At 58.6% G+C, this 5,767-nt stretch carries 4 protein-coding genes and 2 pseudogenes; 3 read left to right on the top strand and 3 right to left on the bottom strand.

Annotated features, from left to right (window positions below; genetic code table 11):
- Nucleotides 1–433: 433 nt before the first annotated feature.
- Nucleotides 434–631, top strand: a complete 198-nt coding sequence (locus NKI95_RS33920) for a hypothetical protein (RefSeq protein ID WP_352722196.1) — start codon at nt 434–436, stop codon at nt 629–631.
- Between the two features lie 37 nt (nt 632–668).
- Here the strand turns inward: NKI95_RS33920 and NKI95_RS33915 are convergent, their stop codons facing one another.
- The gene (locus tag NKI95_RS33915) at nt 669–1,925 is read right to left on the bottom strand and encodes a caspase family protein (RefSeq protein WP_352722194.1); all 1,257 of its coding nucleotides are present in this window, start codon (nt 1,923–1,925) and stop codon (nt 669–671) included.
- Nucleotides 1,926–1,936: 11 nt separating this feature from the next.
- Nucleotides 1,937–3,148, bottom strand: coding sequence for an OmpA family protein (locus tag NKI95_RS33910; RefSeq protein WP_352722192.1), 1,212 nt, complete (start codon nt 3,146–3,148; stop codon nt 1,937–1,939).
- 690 nt (nt 3,149–3,838) lie between these two features.
- On the opposite strand from NKI95_RS33910, the gene NKI95_RS33905 reads away from it, so the two are divergent.
- Complete coding sequence (locus tag NKI95_RS33905) at nt 3,839–4,123, top strand: DUF982 domain-containing protein (RefSeq protein WP_352722191.1); 285 nt, start codon at nt 3,839–3,841, stop codon at nt 4,121–4,123.
- Between the two features lie 440 nt (nt 4,124–4,563).
- Here the strand turns inward: NKI95_RS33905 and NKI95_RS33900 are convergent.
- Nucleotides 4,564–4,828 (bottom strand): annotated as a pseudogene (locus NKI95_RS33900) (DUF1236 domain-containing protein).
- Between the two features lie 272 nt (nt 4,829–5,100).
- Here NKI95_RS33900 and NKI95_RS33895 point away from each other — a divergent pair.
- Nucleotides 5,101–5,256, top strand: a pseudogene (locus NKI95_RS33895) (DUF2269 family protein); the annotation flags it as partial.
- Nucleotides 5,257–5,767: the final 511 nt, after the last annotated feature.

Here is a 5,767-nt window from a genome sequence, read left to right as displayed (position 1 = left end):
CTCGTTGCGACGATCGAACCCGGCGAATGCAAAAACTACTTCACAAACGCCGGATATGCTTCCGTCAAAACGTGAAAGACTCTAGAACGCGCGTTGTCGGGGTACGTTGCGTTGGCGGAGCCTGTGGGTTCGCCGCTATTCTCATCTGGCTCGCTCGGAAGTCTTACAACGGAATGGCAATTTTTGCCGGCGGGGCGCCGTAACCGGCATCGTTAAGGGCGTTTACGTTGAAGATTGCGATGGTGGTCATTCGTGACCTCAAGCCGATCCGTCGATTTGCAACCCCGCCGCTGCCCCGCAGGCTCCTCAGCTTCGAACCACCGCCGGTAGCTCTCCCGCGCATAGCTCGAGCACCAGCCCTCGGCGGGCCAACAATGGCGACACGATTAGACCGTTCCAGTTCCGCGAGCGGGTATGGCGCAGGCACTTTCGGTTGCAGACCGTCGAGCGTAGCGCGCCGTTCAACATCCGCCACATACAAGCCTCCTTAGAAGACTTCGTGCGGAAAGGAATGTTGTTCATCTCGATCATGATGGTGCGCGCCGACACGCTGTTGTGGAGCGTCATCCGTGGCTCTCGATCGGGCCATTTCCTGATTTCCGCAGTCGACGAGTGTCTAGACGGGGATTAGCGCCTGACCAAGAATTTTCGAACCGAAGGTCCAGATCTTACTTGCAGCCGCCTTGCGCCCACTTGGCCAGCGCCACCTTGAAGCGCGTCCCAAGCGGGTGTTGCAGGCGCAGCACGGAGATATCGTTGGCGGCGAAATTCTTCGCCTGTTCGCACAGCCGAACCTTATCCCACTCATGGCAGCCATTGCAGTGCTTGCCCTGCCATACCGCTTTGTCGAGCCCTTCCACGGGAGTGAAGAGCGGCTTGCCCGTGATCAGCTCGGCGATACTCTTGCCGTCGATCTTTGGATCTCCAAAATCGACCGGTCGGTCGAAAAAGATCGGATCGTCCGAAGCCAGTTTCGGGATTTTCTGCCGCAGGACATTTAGCGCAAGTTGTGCCTCATCGTCGCCTGACGAATTTGCGGTGGCGTTCCGCCCATCCGAGCCGTCTTCGGCTTGTTGCGGAGCCGTCGCTTCGCCGACAATCAGCGGCGCGTTGAGATCGACCCTGTGCAAAACGACCTCGGTGGTCAGCGAGACATTGATCCACGGGCGCTGCTTGCCGGCGGTTGCTTTGAAGACATCGGCGGTGACCATGTTCATCGCATCGGTGATGGAGACGTTCGAAGCCCCAATATGGGCAAGCAACGCGGACGTGAACGGCGAATGTTCGCTCGATCCGTCATAGGCGACCTGATTGGGACTGGTGGAAAAGGCGACCAGCGTACCCGCGCCGCCATTCTCGATCGGGATTTCGGCAAGCCCACTTCTCGCTCCCTTGACGCCGGCGGTCTTTGCCAGCATTTCGGCCAGGGGATTGTCGCGACAGGCATCGAGGAAAATCAGTCTTATGCTGGTCTCGCGCGACATTTGCCGCAAAACGAACTCGACAGGCACCGCCTCGAAATCAAGCGAGGTCTCGTCTTCCAATGCGGCATCGACCGGAAGCAGGTAGTTGCTGCCTGAAACCTGCAAACCGTGGCCGGCGTAAAAGAAAAGGGCAATGTCGGCGCCGCGCACCTGCTTTGCGAACTGCGCAATCGTCGTCTGAGTCTGTAATTTGGTCAGATCAAAACCAGAGACGACTTCAAAGTCCAACTTCTCGAGGCGGTCGGCAACAGCCTGCGCGTCGCGGACCGGGTTGGTCAGCGCCGGCGCATGCTGGTACTGGGAGTTGCCAAGGACCAGAGCAACACGGCGTTCCGCATTGGCCGCCGTCAATGTCAATAGCAGCGAGAGTGTCACCAGCCCGATCGCGCGCAGGGCACTGCCAAAACAGGCAATCAGATCGAAGCCCCACCGCCTGAACAAGAGGTCCTTCCTCAGTTGACGAGCTTGGTGGCGGAAAACTCGATCCGCCGGTTGAGCGCCTTGTTCTTCGGCGTATCGTTAGCCGCAACAGGCCGCTCCTCGCCATACCCGGTCGCCGTGATCTGCGTTCGTGCAATACCCGCGGCAACGATGGCATCGGCAACGGCCTCGGCCCTGCGCTCCGACAGCAGCTTGTTGGCGGCAGGCGAACCATCGGAATCGGTATGGCCGGAAACCTCTACCTTCAGGCCGGGGCACTTGCCGACCACGCCAACCACCTCCGCCAGCAGCGGACGGCTTTGGTTGTCGAGCCGCGCGCTCGCCGACCGAAAGTAGATGGCCCCGGTGCGGGAGAGCACCGCGAACCGGTTGAGGCACTCCTCGTCGCTGAAGTTCGCTTTCGCGGCATCAGTGGCGACGGGTCCGACCTCGGCAGTACTTGCCGCGACTGTCTGCACGGCCGCGGGCTTGCTGCCGCCGGCGTTGAACACGAAATCGAACGATACCGAGGCGGTCGGAACAATGTTGGTCACATTGGCGGCCTGCTGCAGTTTGTCGACATTCGGCAGCAGTCCGAAGTCCTCGACATGCACGGCAACAGGCGTCTCCGAAGCGACGGAGACCATGCTGTCGCTGATCATGGTCACGACGACATTGGCCTCGAGATCCTTGTCGACCCCGTGCAGGTTGAGGCGGAATGGCAGCACTGCCTTCACCCTTCGCTTGGTCGCCAGGTCGGCAAATGCGGCAGGGTCCACTTTTGCGGTCAGTTCGGCGGACGGATACTTGAATGTCTCAAAGAAAAGGAACCGCATGCGGACATTGCGAAGGTCGACACCCGTGTCGACGGAGTTGAGGTCAAAGGTGATCTTGGCCTCACCCGTCGAAGAAAGAGTGCCGGCTATGTTCCTGATTTTGTTGGTTTCGACGATCGTGTTCTTCTTGACCGACTGGTAGGTGAGCACGGAGGCGGTCGGGTCGAGTGTCCAGTTCGTCTGTGCTTTGGCGCTTTCCAGCCCAGGTAACAACAGCACCGATAGCGCGACGATTAAGCCAAGGGTGTTTAGGGCGAAGCAACTTCTCGAGCCCGTTTTCCACCAGTCTCCGAACATGGAACCCCCCACAGGACAACAGCCTTCCGTGTCGCAATCACGACCATGCCGTGCCAAAGAGAGCATAGAACAATTGTCGAGGCTTGGCGAGCACCGGCGAATCGACCGCAACGGTGCAAATCCGCTCTGGTCCCGGGCTGCGGAAGTTCGGCAAATGGTGATGGACGAACACTGGCTACGCAGCAGTCTTGTTGGCGGATATTGGAGCTGATTGAAGAACTCGCTACAGCACCTGCCGCCGTCTTTGAAGGCCGGTCACGTTGGACCAGCCCAAGTGAGGGAAACGCCCGCTTACTCCATCCTGCTTCTGCCGCGGACGCTTACTCCGCCAGCCCGTCGACCCTATTCTGTCGGTCTTCATCCCCATTCCGCGCTGAAGATGGCTTCCCCTCGGCAGGTCATCAAAGCATTGTCTCAATAGCTGAACTGTCCGGCGAATTGGCAGCTCCACATTTGTAACCAAATGGCCTGCTCCGCGTTCCTTCAACGGCGTTCGGCTGTGCCCTCGCGATCCAGCCTCGGACAGCCCGGCAGTCGTGATTCGGAGTTACCGGCCTGCCCACGGCGATCATCGTGCCCATGGTTCGCAAACCGCCCCGTGGAGCTTGTCGGCGAAGTTGTTCGCCTCAGAATTCCGGCGACCCGCCAACGGGCGTTATTTGAGTTTAGGATTGCCCCGAGAAGAGCCTGTTCAGTCTCAATTGCATCGTGTAGCGGGGATTAAAATCGCGAAGATGCGCGTTCATGCAACCTCCGCCCTCTCTTCGCGTTTAGCCGCGTTCAATCCTGGCGAGGGAGAAAATGCCGGCGTTCATTCCGATTACAATTTACCTGAATTGCAAGCCGATGGTGGTTGCATCAATATCCGATGCTGCGAAAGCTCTTGAACAACCATGGCCATACGCGGCCAAGCCGCGGCGGCTCGAAGCCGTCCGAATGATCAAGGAATGCTTGGCCGGTCATTGCAACCAACAAGCTGCGATCGATGCCTTCAAGGCGGCCGCAATCGAACAGGGACTTTTTACGCAAAGGCCTCCGAGCGTAGCCCTCACGAAATTAGACGCGGTTGTTAGAGACGTGGTGTGAGCTCATACCGCTCTCGCCATCTGGACCGCAGGGCGGACTTCGCCGGCATCGCTATGCACCAGTTGAGAAACGCCAACTCGATATGAGGAGCAAAGTTCCGTGGCCGGAACCAACCTCGTGCAGGTTACTTAGTTACCTGGTTCCGCTGTACTTCGTGCCAGAGGCGGTGATCACCGGCAGTTGCCGGGATCGGCTGGAACTCAGCGGGGGAAACACCCCTTCAGGACGGCCTCGACTTCGCAAGGCCGCGTCGGAGCGCGCGCTGGATGGCGTCAGAATAACGAAGCTGTCGACCTCATCGCTGCTGGCATGCCGGAAATTCGTTGTCGGAATGCATGAAACCCCGATCCCACGTTCTCATTCTGTTTACGACCGCGTCGATCCCGGACCCACGCCAGACCGCCGCACCTTTCGGCACGGCGGGCTTCGATAGAAAAAGATCAATCGTAGACCTTAACAATCCTGCGGGTACTTGGATCAACCGGGACGGTTCGTCCATCGACGACTACATAGCGGTACTGAACGTCCGGCAATTCGTAAATCTCGACTGTGTCTGGCAGAGCGGTGCCAAGTTGAACTCAACACCGGGAAGGCTCAGGGATGTTATCGGCTTCTTCTTTACATACTCCCGGATCACCGTGTCTTGCTCAGGCTGAATGATGACTCCTGGGCGGCGGCAGTTCCAATACCTACGAAAAGAAAAATTCCTGTCGCAGCAGATAAAAGTTTCCCATATAGTCCTCCAAACGAGGCACCCTTCCGCTGCAGTGCTTGATGCTCCCGCGGCGCTACTTACCTGAACGGGCGGAAGGAATTGTTCTTCCGCTGGCGGTGAGCAAGCCCTCGGCCACGCTCACGTTTTGCGGCCACCCACGATGGCTTGGTTCCTTCGTGAAGAGGAGCTTTTAGGTCAGGACAATCGGGATGTGGCCATTCTTCACAGGGAAAGGGCTGGTCGCCAGCGGTGCCATAAGAAGCGCAAGCTGGCATCTCAAGCCGCCGCTGCAGGCGCGCCGTTGCTGCCGCGCTATCACCGGCTCTTCTGGCTGTGGTTCGCCTTCGGCTTCCCCGCCTTCGCTGCGGTACTCGGGATTTTCTGGCTCATGATCGTTCGGCCAGCAATCGACTGGTAGGTCGCGGGCAGGTCCCACTACGATAATGCCCAGTCAAAGCACTGCGGATAAATTCCGGCCCATGCAGCGCGAATATCTGCCGGAGCGGACTTGCGCCTCGACCTGTAAGTCGCACCGAAGTCCGGGTCGCATATCATTTCCCACCGCGCGCTCACCGCCATTGGCACAGGATGAGATCCCGTCTTCAGGCTGGTTAGGCTTCGCTTACCAAAAAAGATGACGTCTGAGGGAACACGGAAAGCCACAAGCAAGTTCGGTGCGCAGTGGAGGAGATTGCGCCATGAACAATGTTATTTATCTCATCGGCCTTGTCGTCATCGTGCTTGCAATCCTCTCCTTCCTCGGATTCCACTAGGAGACACCATGCAGGACCAGGACGATCAGGGCCGTCAGACGGCCGATTTCGAGACCGCCAGAAGCGAGCTCTCGGAAAGACTACAACGGGAAAAGCAGACCGCGACGGAAGCGCTCCACGATGCGCGTGACGAGATCACCAGGAAAGCCGGAGATT

It is taken from the genome of Mesorhizobium sp. M0306 (assembly GCF_040321655.1).
Lineage (GTDB): Bacteria > Pseudomonadota > Alphaproteobacteria > Rhizobiales > Rhizobiaceae > Mesorhizobium.
This window is presented reverse-complemented; position numbering and strand designations above follow the sequence as displayed.